Below are 15,590 nucleotides of genomic sequence, written 5' to 3'. Positions count from 1 at the left end.
TGATTTAAAGATTACTTACTCGTATACTACCTGTTTTAGTGGAAAGGTCTACGTCGAAATAGTCTGTTTCCTCACTATCCTTGTCGATTCCTTTATTGAAGCGGATGAACTTTTTCATGATTTGATCACTTTCAGTATCGACATTCGCATCAGGCAAGTTGATATCTACACTACTTACTGTCGTTGAAGCATGACCATGCAATCTGATATCTTCTGGTACATACAACTGAATGGATCCAGTAGTTGCATGTAAGTCAGCATCTCCTGCGTCTGAATTCCTCACATAAGCACGTATACTTCCAGTAATGACGTTCGTCTTCAAGTGACCAATTTCACCGTCGATAAAGGCAGCACCTGTTGTTGTATCAATTTTAGCCTTCGACAGTTGAACATCATCAAGACGTACAGAACCATGTTTCGTATCGACATATAATGCCTCAGACTTAAATTTATTAGCTTTCACACTTCCATTGACTGTAGAAATACGAGCTGCTTCAAAGTGATGATTACGCAAGTAGATTGAACCATTGATCGTTTTAATCGATACATCATGATAAATTTTCTTTGGAAGATAAAGCGTAATTTCTACCATGATATATTTTCTATCTTGCTCGATATGAAGCGTCTGGTCGTTTACAGAGACTTGAAACGACTGATCGAATTTCTTTTCAGCCTCTTCTTGATTCGTTTCTTTGTATACTTTTCCTCTACAGTCCATGCTGATCTCATCATTCTCTGATGGAAAAATTTCAATACTACTGCTAGCTAAGTTCAAGCTCAAGTTCGTAATGTCTGACGAATCAAATTGAAATTCCCTTTTGACAGATGTGTGTTTGAAGTTGAATTCGAATGGACCACTTTTCACTTTTTGCAAGGTATCATCTACCATGTTGAAAAGCCCTTCTGTCAGATTCTTAAGGTCTTTCTTTAGATTCTTTGTAAAATCTTCAGCTTCAGATTCTTTATCAGCAATCGTTTCAGCTTTGGATTGATTATTTTCACTATTGTTTGCATCATTTAGAGCTTCTAGTAATTGATCTGCTTCTTCCGCAGTCACATGACCTTCTTCGAGCAATTTCAAAATGCGCCTTCTCTTCTCATCCATTGAATAGGGCCTCCTATTTTTATCTTGTCACTAATATATTACCCTCAAACGGTCAAAGTGTAATCATTCAGTGGACCGAAAAATCTTAAGAAATGACTCATCCTTCAGACGGAGGGAACCCTGATCGACCGGACTAATAACTTACCTTATCAACATCTACACGATGAAAAGCTTCGTATTGTAGACGTTTCAGTGCGCTTTCATACTCACCAATGAAGTTCTCGCTAGCATTCATCTTGCTGAGCATTCCTTCAGCTTGAGACCGGTGTGACTTAAGTGCTTTCAATTTAATATCGAAAACTTCTTCTGTATCAATTACAATCTCTGGCTTGCCTAATTTTTCTTCGCGATCATTTGAAATTGCATTTGCCCACAACTCAGGTCTTTTTTCTCGATCAATTTTTCTAACCGCTTCAAATGCTGCAGCACCTAGAGCGTTATGGTCAGGGTGCACGGCAAAAGGTGGATAGAAAGTAATGACCAATGTAGCACCTAAATCCTCAATATAATTCTTTAAATTTTCAGCTACTTCTTCACGAGGTTCGAATTCTAACGTCTTGTCACGATACCCTAGCATTTCGAGATTCATATCCAACACTTCACATGCATCGATCAATTCTTTCTTACGAATTTCTGGCAATGTCTCACGATTAGCGAAGAAAGGACTACCCATGTTACGGCCCATTTCCCCTAGAGTCCCGCATAAATAAGTGACAGGAACTCCTGCTTTTCTAAAGTTAGTAACTGTTCCTGCTACGCCAAACGACTCATCGTCTGGGTGCGGATATATGACTACCACATGTTTGTGTTCACTATAATTCATCAAATCTCCCCCTTAATACGCAAATGGTTGACGGCTAATCTCTAATGTAACCATTAGGCGCCCTTCTCGATCATGACCTGCAATAAGCAGTTGACCTTCTTCTGTAAATTCATAGTCTGTCAATCCTTCGGCGTATATCCAGCCGATTTCGTGTTTTAGACCGATTCGATAGGATAGATCCTGTTCAACTACTTTACCCTGTAAAAATGTAATCGAAGCATTACGGATATAAGCCCCTACGTTATAAGCATTTGAATCAAAATGTTGTGCATATGCACCATTTGTAGTTTCTAAATGGATATAAACAGGTTCGTTGGCAAACTGATCAATATATGCCTGTAACTTTTCAATTTCTATTGGTTTCATCGAATCTCCCCCTTATTAGTTGGTTGATTTTTCTAGCACTCGTTCTTCCATTCGTTTACGATCTCTCTCCAAAATCGGTTTCAAGTAACGGCCCGTATGAGATTCTTCGATTTCAGATACCTTTTCAGGTGTACCAGTCGCAATGATTTGGCCGCCACCTTCACCACCCTCAGGTCCGAGATCGATAATGTGATCGGCAGTCTTGATGACGTCTAGATTGTGTTCGATGATTAAAACTGTGTCACCATTTTCCACCAAGCGTTGAAGGACGACTAGCAAGCGCGAAATATCATCTACATGAAGTCCCGTAGTAGGTTCGTCTAAGATATATAACGACTTGCCGTTCGAACGTCGGTGTAACTCACTAGCTAGTTTCACACGTTGAGCTTCACCACCGGATAAAGTTGTCGCCGGTTGACCTAGTTTGATATAACCTAAACCTACATCAAAAACAGTTTGTAATTTCCGTTTGATCTTAGGGATGTTTTCGAAGAAATCTAATGCTTCTTCTATTCTCATATCGAGTACATCTGCAATATTTTTCCCTTTGTATTTAACCTCAAGAGTTTCTCGGTTATACCTCTTACCATGACAAACTTCACAAGGAACGTATACATCTGGCAAGAAATGCATTTCGATCTTGATAATTCCATCCCCCCGACAAGCTTCACAGCGTCCACCTTTTACATTAAAACTGAAGCGGCCTTTCTTATAACCGCGCATTTTAGCTTCACTGGTGGAAGCAAAGACATCTCGTATGTCATCGAAAACCCCAGTATACGTCGCCGGGTTCGATCGAGGTGTCCTTCCTATTGGAGATTGGTCAATATCTATGACTTTTTCTAAATGGTCTATTCCCTTTATTGTATCGTGTTTACCGGGTTTAGTCTTACTGCGGTGCAATTTTTGCGATAGAGTCTTATATAAAATTTCATTAATGAGCGTACTTTTTCCAGAACCAGAGACGCCTGTGATAACGTTCATAAGTCCCAACGGAATAGAGGCATTCACTTTCTTCAAGTTATGCTCTTCCGCTTTTTTAATATCCAGTGTACGCTTCTTATCAATTTTTCGGCGCTCGGTTGGTAGAGCAATGAATTTATCTCCGTTTAGATATTGTCCTGTCAGCGATTCTTTCTGCTGTTTCACTTCTTCAGGTGAACCACTTGCTACAATCTCTCCACCTTGGGAACCAGCCCCTGGACCTATGTCCACTAGCCAGTCAGCTGCTAACATTGTGTCTTCATCATGCTCGACTACAATTAATGTGTTATCTAAATCACGCATCCGCTTCAGCGTTTGAATCAGACGGTCATTATCGCGCTGGTGTAATCCGATGGATGGTTCATCCAACACATACAATACGCCAGTAAGGGCAGAACCAATTTGAGTCGCCAAACGAATACGCTGAGCTTCCCCACCTGATAAAGTACCCGCGGAACGAGATAAAGTCAGGTATTCAAGGCCGACATTGACTAAGAAAGTCAAACGGTCTCCGATTTCTTTCGTAATCATCCTTGCGATCTGTTCTTCTTTTTCTGTCAATTCTAATGACTGAATCCAGTTCAACCCATTCAAAACTGATTTTTCGGTGGATTCACCGATATGAATGCCACCGACCTTAACTGCAAGGGCTTCTTCAGTCAGACGATAGCCGTTACACGTAGGACAAACTGACTGAGCCATGTATTTCTCCATCTGCTCACGGATAAAGCTTGAAGAAGTTTCATGATAACGTCTCGATACGTTATTCACGACACCTTCAAAATAAATTTCATTTTTTCTTGTGTTCCCGCGATCATTCTCGTATTTGAAGGTTAGCTTCTCATTGCCGCTACCATATAGAATAATATCCATATGCTCTTTCGGGAGATTTTTCACTGGTTTCTTCATATCGATTCCATAATGTTTGCAGACGCTTTCCAGTAATTGCGGGTAATATTGTGATGAAATCGGTTCCCACGGTGCAATCGCATGTTTTTTTAACGACAAGTTCCAATCCGGAATCACTAAATCTAAATCAACTTCCAAATTCGTGCCTAGCCCATCACATGTCTTACAAGCTCCGAATGGACTGTTGAATGAAAACAGGCGAGGTTCAAGCTCACCTATGGTAAAACCACAAATCGAGCATGCATGGTTTTCATTGAACAGCATTTCCTCCCCATCAATTACATCAATGACTACCTGTCCATTCGATAACTTCAATGCGGTCTCAAGGGAATCGGTCAAACGAGAGTGGACACTGTCTTTGACAACGATACGGTCGATAACTACTTCGATCGAGTGTTTCTTGTTTTTATTCAAGTCGAACTCTTCCGTGATTTCACGCATCTCACCATCGACTCTAAGTCTGACATAACCTTCTTTCTTCAAATCTTCTAAAATTTTGGCATGCTCGCCTTTTCGTCCAGAAACGACTGGCGCTAATACTTGAAGTTTCGTTCGTTCTGGTAATTCCATGATTTGATCGACCATTTGCTGAATCGTCTGTGAAGAAATTTCCTCACCATGGATTGGACAAATTGGTCGACCTACACGCGCGAATAATAAGCGTAGATAATCATAGATTTCAGTTACAGTACCAACTGTTGAGCGTGGGTTTTTACTTGTTGTTTTCTGGTCGATAGAAATCGCTGGTGATAGCCCTTCAATTGCATCCACATCTGGCTTATCCATTTGCCCTAAAAATTGACGTGCATAAGCTGATAGGGACTCAACGTATCTACGCTGCCCCTCTGCATATATCGTATCGAAAGCCAAAGAGGACTTCCCTGAGCCAGAAAGTCCTGTCATGACCACTAATTGATTTTTCGGTATTTCTAAGTCTACACTTTTTAAATTATGTGCTCGTGCACCTTGTATCGTAATCGATTTACTCGACATTTACGTTCATCCTTCCACTTTTAACTCCGTAATCACATCTCGAAGCTCCATCGCTCGTTCGAAATCAAGATCTTTAGCTGCTTGTTTCATTTCAGTTTCCATTTGGTCGATCAACTCTTCTTTCTCCTGCTTAGAAAGTTTTTCGTACTGCTTAGCAACATCTTGTTCCTCTTCACCATCTGAATCGACAGTCGCTCGGATTACATCTCGGATTTCTTTTTGGATAGTTGTTGGTGTAATGCCGTGCTCTTCATTATACGCTTGTTGCTTTTCACGACGTCTGTAAGTTTCATCGATCGCCACTTGCATTGAATTGGTGATCTTGTCTGCATACATGATCACCTGACCATTTTCGTTACGTGCAGCACGTCCAGTCGTCTGGATCAGCGAACGCTCAGAGCGAAGGAATCCTTCTTTATCGGCATCCAGAATTGCTACTAATGATACCTCTGGAATATCTAACCCCTCACGTAATAAGTTGATTCCGACCAATGCATCGTATTTACCTATTCTTAAATCACGGATGATTTGAATACGTTCAAGTGTTTTAATTTCAGAATGGAGGTATGCTACTTTTATACCCATTTCTTGCAGGTAATCAGTCAAATCTTCCGACATTTTTATAGTTAATGTCGTAATCAATGTCCTTTCACCGCATTCAATTCGCTTGTTAATCTCTCCAATAAGGTCGTCTATTTGGCCTTTGATCGGTCGTACACTGATCTCAGGATCTAGTAAACCTGTCGGACGAATAATTTGCTCTGTAACCTTAGGAGTATGCTCCAATTCATAAGGTCCAGGTGTCGCAGTTACATATAGAATCTGGTCGATATGTTTTTCAAACTCTTCGAAAGTCAGTGGGCGGTTATCCAAAGCCGATGGCAAACGGAAACCATGGTCCACTAACGTCATCTTTCTCGCGCGGTCACCATTATACATACCCCGAACCTGAGGTAAAGTCACATGTGATTCGTCGACTACAATCAATGAATCATCTGGAAAATAGTCTAATAACGTATAAGGCGTAGCGCCTTCTTCTCGTAACGTCAGATGCCTTGAATAGTTCTCTATTCCAGAACAGAAGCCCATTTCACGCATCATCTCAAGATCGTAATTCGTGCGTTGTTCCAAACGCTGAGCCTCTAATAATTTATCTTCACTCTTTAGTTTCGCTAATTGTTCTTCCAGTTCTTTTTCAATATTTTTAATCGCAATTTTCATCTTTTCTTCACGAGTTACGAAGTGAGAAGCTGGGAAGATTGCTACGTGCTCACGATCACCGACAATTTCTCCAGTCAGTGCATCGACCTCACGGATACGATCGATTTCATCTCCGAAAAATTCCACACGTATACAATGTTCTTCCTTAGAAGCTGGAATGATTTCAACAGAATCCCCGCGTACACGGAATGTCCCGCGTTGAAAATCTATATCGTTTCTCGCATACTGAATGTCGACCAAGTCACGTAAAACTTGATTCCGTTCCTTTTCCATTCCTACTCGTAAAGAAAGGACTAGGTCTCGATATTCTTCCGGATTACCCAAACCATATATACAAGAAACACTAGCTACGATCAGAACGTCTTCCCTTTCGAACAACGCCGAAGTCGCAGAGTGCCTCAGCTTATCAATTTCATCGTTTACACTTGCGTCTTTCTCAATAAAAGTATCTGTAGAGGGTACATAAGCCTCTGGTTGGTAGTAGTCATAATAACTGACAAAATACTCGACAGCATTATTAGGGAAAAACTCTTTAAATTCGCTATATAATTGACCCGCTAACGTTTTGTTATGAGCAATGACAAGGGTCGGACGATTAATTTCACTGACAACGTTCGAGACTGTAAACGTCTTCCCTGTACCTGTTGCTCCTAATAACGTCTGGTGGGTTTGTTTATTTTTGATGCCTTCAACAATTTCTTTGATTGCTCGCGGTTGATCACCTTGAGGATCGAATTGTGAATGAAGTTCAAAACGTTGATCCACTACATCATCTCCATTTTAAAGTTACTTAAATATATTCTATCACAAAAACACGAACGTGTATTCTATTTAGATAAACTTCTCTCTATTAAGCATATTTTTTTAACTAGAATTTTGCAATGAATGTGGTTTAGGGCTTGCAAAGATTAGGTTTGGAACTTACATTACTAAGGGTTTGGGTTTGCATGAATGTGGTTCGAATCTTGCAAAGATTAGGTTTGGAACTTGAGAAGTCTAAATATGTGCATTGCTTTTAAATACTTCTATTAGATATAAGCATAAAAAAGAGCCCTATTAAGAGCTCTTTTCTTCTTCATTTTCTATTTCAATGCTCTCAGTTCTTAAACTGAAGCGCGGTGTCTCTTTTATAAAGATCAACCCTAATTCGTGACGCTCACCTTCATAAATTGCACGTTGAACAAACCGGATTTCCCCGTTTAAGTCGCGAACAGCTAATTTACAGTACGTACGATTTTCACTCATCACTTCAAAAAATTCGTGTTCATTTGCTACAGGTCTGCCGTGCACCTTCTCAATTTTTTCACCGACTTGAAGCCCCATCGCGTCAGCTGGAGAACCAGGAGTAATTCCGACAATCAGAATACCATCTGTTTGAGGAGTAAATATAGGGCGCTTTTCTAAATCCGAAGACCGGAAAATCAGATGAATCAGGATCCTTCCTACGAACGCTACACCAATAAGTGCTATAGCGAATGAAGGATAAAAGAAAACTGCAACTGCTCCTCCAACTAAAATAAGAGAGAATAAAAGCAAAGATTTTCCGACCTTCTTCGCGCCTATATCACTGAAAACACCTTGAAAACGTTGAGATGCGCCTATAATGAATGGGATAAGCATCAACCCAAAACCATCCCCACCATAATCAAAAACTGGCCACCATCCCAACCAAGGGCTTAGCTCTAACACTCCACCTGGAATAGGTACCATCAATGGCACCACCATCAATTTTTTTATCGTGTGGGAAGCAATGTATTTTCCGCGCTTTCCTTTGTGCAGCATAGGAAAGGAATGATTTCTTTTAGATTTAAGAAAAAGCAATCCTTCAGTAATCAATAGTGCAATTAACAAATAACTAACCATTATGACATCGACCGAAACTACTTCATCTTGTAATTCGTTTGGGAGAAAATCACTTCCAAACCATGCTAGTGAAAAAGTGATTGCTCCTGCGATCCCTATTGTATAAACAGGTGAAAGAAGCGCTACTTGATTGACAAGCATGAGAATGAGAACCACGCAAGATAGCATAAGTACCCAAGTGTAGTTAAGGAATCCACCACTAGCAACTAAACCTACACTAAGAAGTAATCCTAATAACACTCCCAACCACCATGTATTTTTCCATTCAAATCCATTTGAAAAAACCCGATGACCAAATTGACGCCGATCCTTTTTGATTCGACGGTAACCAGTCCAAAAGCTATATGCGATTGCTAGATATAGTAACGGCTGAACAAACAGCCATAAAAATCCGAATCCAATTTCCTTCAACCATTCGACTGCCATGTCACTTACCCCCGATTCAAATCTTCATATAATGTAAAGCTATTCGTTAAGAATTGTCGATAATCCTGCTACTCAGTACTTTAATATTTTCTTACCTAATAAAAAAAGATGGCTCAACATATGCTGAGCCACCTATCAACACGTTCAATTATTCGAAAAGATTTTGCATGGCTTCTTGTAATTGTTTATCGTTCGATGAATCGTTAACTTCTTCCAAAATCATTTCTTCCAATTTGTTTTCAGTATCTTCATCTAATACACCCGTGGTGTCTAGCCCATTCGCTTCTTGGAATTCTTCAACGGCTTGTTCAGTTCCTTCATCAAAATAACCGTCTGTGCGGCCCGGTTCATACCCAAGCCCTTCAAGCATGACCTGAAGCTTTTCAACTTCTTTCCCGTTAGAATCAAGAGCTAATTCTTCTTCTGCCTGAATAAGGGACAAGTAGAAGAATTCTGGTTGTTCAACCTCAATGGTAGGTTCAACCCCCACTTCATTAATTTGGTTTCCTTCAGGGCTCAACCAATTCAAAACTGTCACTTTGAGCATTCCATCACCAAGTGGTAACGTTTGCTGCACAGTTCCTTTACCAAAGGTCGTTTGACCAACGATATCATAACCACCGACTTCTTTTAAAGCAGCCGCTAATATTTCAGAAGCTGAAGCACTACCTTCATTCACTAAGACTGAAATCGGATAATCCTTTTCAGAACCATTCACATAGTAGCCTTCCGGATCAGCACCTTCGCGAGCAGTCTGAACATAAGGTTCATCATCATTCATGAAGTTGCCTAATATTGCTTCAACCGCAGAGAATAAACCTCCTGGGTTGCCTCTAACATCAATAATAAGCCCCTCAATATTTTCTTCTTCTTCTAGTTTAGTCAACTTTTCCTTAAATTCTTCCGCTGTTCCTTCACCAAAAGATCTGATTTGAAGTACACCGACATTCTGGCCATTCTGTTCCTCAACCTCACTATAAACGGTTTTCAACGGGATTGTATCACGAGTTATGGTGACTTCAAATGGTTCATCATCACCTGGTCGATCAATTGTCAATGTAACATCTGTTCCCTTTTCACCTCGTATAAGTGAAACAGCTTCATATACAGTGTACCCTTCTAAGCTTTCACCATCTACTTCAATCACCCGGTCGTTCGGACGCAACCCAACTTCCTCAGCGGGAGCGTCCTTCAATGGAGCGATAATGGTTATATACCCTTCACGCTTTGTTACCTCTGCACCAATTCCTTCAAAAGAAGATTCTAATTGTGAATTGAACTGCTCAGTCGTTTCGGGGTCCATGTATTCACTATAAGGATCTTCAAGTTTGTTGACCATGCCTTCAACGGCACCTTCAAGTAACTCTTCTTTATCGACATCCTTAACATAATTTTTTTCAATCAGTTGCAAAGTTTCTTCAACAGTTGAAAGATCATACTCTTCTGATCCTTCCTCATCACCTGACGTTTTCTCTTCTTCTTCTTTTTGATCATCAGGTGTTGTATCCTCTTCTTCATTTTCACTTTCATTTTCTTCTACCGGTTGAGTAGTTGTATCATCTCCAAACCACTGCACAGCAGCAATTGAGACAGCCCCGCCTACGAGGAATGTAAGTACTAGTAAACTTATAAACAATTTTTTACTCAGATTCAATGTATTCACCCCAACGACTGTATGTTTAATAATCACTTTCTTTGTTTAATAAATTTAAATGTAATAAAAGGCATTACACTAAATGTGTAATGCCTTTATCATACTACATGGTAAATTTAACGTAAACAAAAACTATTGAATACCATAACTAGCAGGATTCACAGCATTTGATTTACTACCATTCCAACCGCCACGGTGGAGTTCAAAGTGAAGATGCTGACCAAAAGATTGACCTGTGTTACCCATGTTTCCAAGGTATTGTCCTTGTTGAACAGTTTGACCCGTTCCGACAGCTCTGCCTCTCATATGAGCGTATACAGTTGTATACTTTTGACCATCTATCATATGTGCAATCATTACGACATGTCCATATGAAGTAGACTTATAAGACCTCACAACTACTCCACCTGCTGCTGCTCTTATTGGTACTGTTCCAGTTTTAGCAATATCTATTCCATAATGGTAACCTCCAAAGCTAGGACGGGGACCAAAACTTGATGTGCGTGTTCCAGCAGCAGGGCGAATGAAGCCTCCACTTGATTGTACAGTCTCTTTTGGAGCTGTTGAACTGGTATTGCCATTTTCTGTCTTGTTTTTTTGTGCTTTTATTCTTTCAGCTTGCTTTTGTTGTTCTGCAATCAATTTATCAAATGCAGCAGCTTGGCTACTTAAGTTTGCAGCCTCTTCTTGTGCTGACATTGCGTGTTTATGAGCTTCTTCTTCTTTCTCGTTCAAGTTAGCCAAATGAACATCTTTTGTTTCCTTTTTATCTTCTAAACTAGCAACCAATGAATCTAGTTCGCTTTTTTGAGCTAGTAAAGAACCACGTTGTTCTTCAAGTGTTGCTTTCTCTTGATCCAAATCAGCTTTCTTAGCTGCCAATTGATTACGGTTTTTTTCAACTGTTGCTTTGTTATCTTCAACTGAAGCTTTATTATTTTTCACTTGCGCAAGATTATCTTCTACTTGTTGTTTCATTTGTTCCAGTTCGACTTTGTCTTCTGCATGCTGTGTCAAAATGCTGTTATCTTGATCCATGATTTTGTTGACTGCAGCAGCACGGCTGATAAAATCACCGAAATCTTTTGCACCTAAAACAACTTCTAAGTACTTTACATTTCCGCCATTTTTCTGAAGGGTACGTAATCTTTCTTTAAGTAATTCTTCACGTTGTTCCATTTTCTCTTTTTTAATTTTAATATCTTCTTTTAATTGGACGACTTCTTCTTCTAACTGTTTTATTTCTTCTTTTAATCTCTTAATCTCTGCTTCTAGTTCTTTGATTTCTTCTTCAAGAGCATAAATTTCATTAGAGATTTGTTTAATCTCAGTTTCTTTTACTGCAATTTCATTCTCTTTCAAACTGATTTCCTGTTTCTTTTGCTCGATTTTTTCTTCTGTAGTTGCTGTTTGTTGGTTCAGTTTGTTGATTTCACTCTTCGTTTTAGATTGCTTCGCTTTGATTGCGTCCAATTTCTGTCTTGCATCCTTAACGTTCTCTTGGACTTTATTTTTCTCACTCTTCACTTCATTTTGCTGTTTCTTTAAGCTTTCAATTTGTTTTTGTATGTCGCTTAGTGATTGAGCACTCACATCGATTGATGAAACGCTCGTTAATCCTAAGATCATTACTACGGCTAAGACTACAGCTGCTAATTTTCTTTTCAACTGACAAACCCCTCTCTGGTATTCTTATTAGTTTAATAATTGTTGTTTGTGTTCTGTGATGTTATTACGTATTAAACTTTTAGGAATTTGCGTACACTCATAACACTTCCCCATACTCCGATGAATACGCCGATACCTAATAGTAATAATGAAATCTGCAATGCAAACGGATTAAACGGTAATAACTCTACAAACGGTACATTAATTGAATCTCTGAAATTCTCGTAAAGATAGTAATAACCACCCATTACAATTGAGATCGGTATGATTGAGCCAAGTACACCCATCAATAATCCCTCAATGAAAAATGGCCAACGGATGAAACTGTTTTTAGCTCCTACAAGCTTCATAATTCCAATTTCATCTTGTCTTGCTAAAATCGTCATCTTAATCGTGTTAGAGATTAAGAAAATGGCAGTCAGTAATAACGCGCCGATGAATGCGATCCCTATGTATCTTGCATAATCATTGAAAGTTAACAATCTTTCAACCACATTCTCGGAATAGTCGACTGACTCAACATTATCCATAGCTAAAATTTCTTTAGAAACGCGCTGGTACTGATCAGCCGCTTGTGTTTGAACGACAAATGCATCGTTCAAAGGGTTGGCTTGTTCAAATAATTCCCACTGCTCGCCTTCTTCTCCTAAGTCCTCAATTAAATTCTCCAGCTCTTCCTCCTTTGATGAATATTCTAGTTTAGTAACTCCGGAAATCTGTGAAATCTCTTGCTCTAACTCATCAACTTGCTCCTGTTGTGCGGCTAGATCTATGTATACCTTTAACTGAACATCTTCTTCTATGTTATCTGCAATCTGATTGATGTTCATAATCAGTGTTAAGAATATTCCTACCAATACTAATGTAGTGGTTACAGCACCGACAGCTGCAACTGTCATCCAGCTGTTTCTAATAATATTTTTTGAGCCTTCTCTAAGATGTCTTTTGGCTGTACTAAACTTCATAGCCGTATTCCCCTCGATGCTCGTCCCTTACGATTTCGCCTTTCTCCATCGCAATGACGCGTTTTCTTAATTTATTCACTATATCTTTACTGTGAGTAGCCATCACTAAAGTGGTACCAGTCGCATTAACTTCTTCAAATACACGCATGATTTCCCATGATGTCTCTGGATCTAGATTACCCGTCGGCTCGTCAGCGATAATCAATTTAGGGTTATTGACGATTGCGCGAGCGATGGCAACACGTTGCTGCTCCCCACCAGATAACTGTGCTGGGATGAATCTAGCTTTATGCTTCAAACCTACTTGTTCCAACACATTCATGACTCTTCGCTTTATTTTCTTAGGATTTTCTTCTATTACTTCAAGTGCAAAAGCTACATTCTCGTAAACTGTTAAACGAGGAAGCAATTTGAAGTCTTGGAAGATAACCCCTATGTCACGACGCAAAAAAGGTACGTTCTTCTCTTTAACTGTTCCGACATCCACACCGTTTATGTATATCTTTCCTTTAGATGGTGTTTCTTCACGGTACATCATTTTGATAAAAGATGTCTTTCCAGCCCCACTTGGGCCGACTACATACACGAATTCACCTTGATTGATATTCGTGCTCACACCGTTTAACGCTGTGACCCCATTCTTATATACCTTATATAGATCCTGCATTTCAATCATATCTTTTCACCTGTGCCTCCTGATGACCTCTGATTTTGTGAGAAAATTCGCTTAATTAAATCATATTCTACCACAATTCATGAAATTATGTCCAAATGATTCCATTTTGTTCGTTAGAATTCGACTAATTCAATTTCACAATTCACATTATAACATCTCTAAACTGAAAATATACCCTTCACCATATTACATTTATATTTCATTTATCGGGTTTCCTCGACAAAAGAAATAGGCCAATTGATGTATATTTATAAAAAAGTTCAAAATACCTATGAAATGTTAATTATTGAAATTATACCTATTATTAGAAATAAAAAAAACAAGTACTAATCGAAATCAGTACTTGTTTTTTAAGTATTTTATTCACCTTCACCTGAACCTCTACTAGTAATCCACTCAGCAATTGTAGTAGCCTCTTCTTCAGTTATATTCTGAGCAGGCATACCACCTTTACCATTTTGTGCAATATCCACGATTGTATCTACATCATACTTTTCACCGACATTTTCTAAGTTTGGACCACTACCACCTTGTAAGTTCCCGCCGTGACATGTTGAGCAGTTTTGAGTGTAAAGCTCTGCACCTTCTGAGCGATCGTCACCACCACCGCCACTTTCTTCATCTCCGCCACCACAAGCACCGAGGACAAGCATGAACCCGAATACTCCAACCATAATATTTCTCTTCATATCAAATACGCCTCCTGCTATATATACTTACTTCGTATATTACCCTGTGTAAAGAAAAATATGCCAAGTAGCAATTAAAAATTTGACTATGATTACACTAAGTATACCTCTAATTAAACACGCGAACGTAAATAAGCATCAACGAAGTCATCCAACTCGCCGTCCATAACAGCTTGCGTATTTCCGTTTTCATAATTCGTCCGATGATCTTTCACCATTTGATAAGGATGGAACACATAAGAGCGGATTTGACTTCCCCAACCAATTTCCTTTTGTTCACCACGAATTTCATCAAGCTCAGCCTGTTGCTTTTCAATCTCATATTGATACAACTTCGACTTAAGCATTTTCATCGCCTGCTCACGATTTTTAATTTGAGATCTTTCAGACTGACATGTCACGACCGTGTTCGTTGGAATGTGAGTGATACGAACAGCCGAGTCTGTCGTGTTGACGTGCTGACCTCCAGCACCACTTGAACGATACGTATCAATTTTTAGATCATCAGGTTTCACATCAATTTCAACTTCATCATTAAATTCAGGCATTACATCACAGGATGCAAAAGAAGTATGGCGACGGCCTGAAGAGTCAAAAGGTGACAACCGCACAAGGCGATGTACTCCTTTTTCCGCCTTCAAATAACCGAAAGCATTGTGTCCTTTGACTAAAATCGTCACACTTTTGACACCCGCTTCATCCCCTGGTAAGTAATCCAATGTCTCCACCGAATAACCACGACGCTCAGCGAAACGAGTATACATTCTTAGTAACATCTGCGCCCAGTCCTGTGATTCCGTCCCACCAGCACCTGGGTGGATCTCCAAAATTGCATTATTCTTATCATAAGGTTCACTTAAAAGAATCTCTAGCTCGAATGCATTGAACTGTTCCACCGTTTCTTTCAACTGCTCTTGAAGATCATCGAACAGTTCTTCATCATTCTCTTCCTTCACCAGTTCGTATGAGACTTCCAAGTTTTCAACCCGTTCCACATTGTCATCGAAACTGTTTACACGACTTTTAATTCCATTCGCTTCATTGATCACTTTCTGAGCCTCATCAGGATCATCCCAAAAGTTCGGCTCAGTCATCTCATGCTCAAGTTCATCAATTCGTTTCCGGTCATCCTCTAAGTCAAAGAGACCCCCTGAAATCTTCCAGACGTTGCTGGAGTTGATCAATTTCATGTTTAATTTCTGATAAATCCATAACGCTTAAACACTCCTTAGGAAAAAGAAGTGCCTG

Annotated in this window: 12 protein-coding genes; all 12 read right to left on the bottom strand. The window is 39.5% G+C overall.

Features of this window, described 5'->3' with window-relative positions; genetic code table 11:
* Positions 1 to 4 precede the first annotated feature (4 nt).
* The gene (locus tag CEY16_RS08795; RefSeq protein ID WP_101331616.1) at positions 5 to 1,105 is read right to left on the bottom strand and encodes a DUF4097 family beta strand repeat-containing protein; all 1,101 of its coding nucleotides are present in this window, start codon (positions 1,103 to 1,105) and stop codon (positions 5 to 7) included.
* A gap of 133 nt (positions 1,106 to 1,238) precedes the next feature.
* Positions 1,239 to 1,928: a bacillithiol biosynthesis deacetylase BshB2 gene (gene bshB2 / locus CEY16_RS08790; RefSeq protein ID WP_101331615.1), complete on the bottom strand. Its 690-nt coding sequence runs from the start codon at positions 1,926 to 1,928 to the stop codon at positions 1,239 to 1,241.
* A 12-nt stretch (positions 1,929 to 1,940) separates the two neighbouring features.
* On the bottom strand, positions 1,941 to 2,294 hold the full coding sequence (locus tag CEY16_RS08785) for a YojF family protein (RefSeq protein ID WP_101331614.1): 354 nt from the start codon (positions 2,292 to 2,294) through the stop codon (positions 1,941 to 1,943).
* 15 nt (positions 2,295 to 2,309) lie between these two features.
* Positions 2,310 to 5,180: an excinuclease ABC subunit UvrA gene (gene uvrA, locus CEY16_RS08780; protein WP_101331613.1), complete on the bottom strand. Its 2,871-nt coding sequence runs from the start codon at positions 5,178 to 5,180 to the stop codon at positions 2,310 to 2,312.
* A gap of 6 nt (positions 5,181 to 5,186) precedes the next feature.
* Positions 5,187 to 7,166 (bottom strand): excinuclease ABC subunit UvrB, encoded by a 1,980-nt coding sequence (uvrB, locus tag CEY16_RS08775; protein WP_101331612.1) that lies wholly within the window; start codon positions 7,164 to 7,166, stop codon positions 5,187 to 5,189.
* Positions 7,167 to 7,457: 291 nt separating this feature from the next.
* Positions 7,458 to 8,690, bottom strand: coding sequence for a PDZ domain-containing protein (locus CEY16_RS08770; RefSeq protein ID WP_101331611.1), 1,233 nt, complete (start codon positions 8,688 to 8,690; stop codon positions 7,458 to 7,460).
* 148 nt (positions 8,691 to 8,838) lie between these two features.
* Entirely contained in the window at positions 8,839 to 10,353 is a 1,515-nt protein-coding gene (locus CEY16_RS08765) for a S41 family peptidase (protein ID WP_420795528.1), read from the bottom strand.
* Between the two features lie 123 nt (positions 10,354 to 10,476).
* A complete protein-coding gene (locus CEY16_RS08760; protein WP_101331609.1) occupies positions 10,477 to 12,012 on the bottom strand; it encodes a PcsB-like coiled-coil domain-containing protein in 1,536 nt (511 codons plus the stop codon).
* Positions 12,013 to 12,083: 71 nt separating this feature from the next.
* On the bottom strand, positions 12,084 to 12,977 hold the full coding sequence (gene ftsX, locus CEY16_RS08755) for a permease-like cell division protein FtsX (protein WP_101331608.1): 894 nt from the start codon (positions 12,975 to 12,977) through the stop codon (positions 12,084 to 12,086).
* On the bottom strand, positions 12,967 to 13,653 hold the full coding sequence (ftsE, locus tag CEY16_RS08750; RefSeq protein ID WP_101331607.1) for a cell division ATP-binding protein FtsE: 687 nt from the start codon (positions 13,651 to 13,653) through the stop codon (positions 12,967 to 12,969). The genes ftsX and ftsE overlap by 11 nt, the downstream gene beginning before the upstream one ends.
* A 359-nt stretch (positions 13,654 to 14,012) precedes the next feature.
* Positions 14,013 to 14,342 (bottom strand): c-type cytochrome, encoded by a 330-nt coding sequence (locus tag CEY16_RS08745; RefSeq protein WP_101331606.1) that lies wholly within the window; start codon positions 14,340 to 14,342, stop codon positions 14,013 to 14,015.
* 113 nt (positions 14,343 to 14,455) lie between these two features.
* A protein-coding gene (gene prfB / locus CEY16_RS08740) for a peptide chain release factor 2 (RefSeq protein ID WP_101331605.1) occupies positions 14,456 to 15,554 on the bottom strand; the annotation gives its coding sequence in 2 pieces (ribosomal slippage) (positions 14,456 to 15,490 and positions 15,492 to 15,554; 1,098 coding nt in all).
* Between the last annotated feature and the right edge of the window lie 36 nt (positions 15,555 to 15,590).

Origin of the sequence: Halalkalibacillus sediminis (assembly GCF_002844535.1) — a bacterium.
Lineage (GTDB): Bacteria > Bacillota > Bacilli > Bacillales > Alkalibacillaceae > Halalkalibacillus_A > Halalkalibacillus_A sediminis.
The sequence above is the reverse complement of the archived record's forward strand: the minus strand, read 5'-3'. Positions and strand labels throughout refer to the sequence as shown.

Excerpts from the sequence above, each read along its gene's own strand:
- CEY16_RS08745 (WP_101331606.1), bottom strand. The coding sequence starts at position 14,342 with ATGAAGAGAAATATTATGGTTGGAGTATTCGGGTTCATGCTTGTCCTC.
- CEY16_RS08785 (WP_101331614.1), bottom strand. The coding sequence starts at position 2,294 with ATGAAACCAATAGAAATTGAAAAGTTACAGGCATATATTGATCAGTTT.
- ftsE (WP_101331607.1), bottom strand. The coding sequence starts at position 13,653 with ATGATTGAAATGCAGGATCTATATAAGGTATATAAGAATGGGGTCACA.
- CEY16_RS08770 (WP_101331611.1), bottom strand. The coding sequence starts at position 8,690 with ATGGCAGTCGAATGGTTGAAGGAAATTGGATTCGGATTTTTATGGCTG.
- ftsX (WP_101331608.1), bottom strand. The coding sequence starts at position 12,977 with ATGAAGTTTAGTACAGCCAAAAGACATCTTAGAGAAGGCTCAAAAAAT.
- uvrA (WP_101331613.1), bottom strand. The coding sequence starts at position 5,180 with ATGTCGAGTAAATCGATTACGATACAAGGTGCACGAGCACATAATTTA.
- bshB2 (WP_101331615.1), bottom strand. The coding sequence starts at position 1,928 with ATGAATTATAGTGAACACAAACATGTGGTAGTCATATATCCGCACCCA.
- CEY16_RS08795 (WP_101331616.1), bottom strand. The coding sequence starts at position 1,105 with ATGGATGAGAAGAGAAGGCGCATTTTGAAATTGCTCGAAGAAGGTCAT.